This is a genomic window from Massilimicrobiota sp. An134 (assembly GCF_002160815.1).
In the GTDB taxonomy this organism is placed as follows: Bacteria; Bacillota_I; Bacilli_A; order Erysipelotrichales; family Coprobacillaceae; genus Allocoprobacillus; species Allocoprobacillus merdigallinarum.
Genome location: NZ_NFLH01000094.1, coordinates 1 through 503, shown reverse-complemented (window position 1 = coordinate 503; position 503 = coordinate 1). Strand labels below are relative to the sequence as shown.

The 503-nt window shown below is 33.6% G+C and carries 1 protein-coding gene; it reads left to right on the top strand.

All coding sequences use genetic code 11. The features are described 5' to 3' along the window. A partial coding sequence (locus B5E79_RS13315) for a transposase (protein WP_206393237.1) occupies positions 1 to 503 on the top strand: 503 nt, incomplete at both ends.

The window sequence follows — 503 nt, the reverse complement described above, 5'->3', positions numbered from 1 at the left end:
AAACTTTCAGATGTTAAACATCCTGGAATAACAGTTGAAGATAAAGAATCAAAGAAGAAAAGAGGAATCAGCGATCAGAAGAGAAACATTGTCTGTGCCATAGATGAGCACAACAATAAAGTGATACAGGTATCAGAAAGAGGAAGAATACATACCAAGAATCTCTATGAAATATATAAAGACAAAATTCCTTCACAATGTACAGTTGTCAGTGACAGCTTACGCTCATATCATGGACTGATGAAAAAGTTAGGAGTCAAATGGATTAAGATACCATCAGGCAAGAAAGAAAAGGACGGATATACATTGGATAAGGTCAATAGATTGCATTCGTCTATTGAATTGTTTTTGCATGGATATAGAGGGATATCAGACAAGTATTTGAAGAACTACATTGGACTATATAAGATGAAAGATCAGAATAAAAATTACTATAACAAAACGACTTTCAAGGGAATATACAAGAAGATCATGAACTCCATGTGTGAGCTAAGATATAGTGA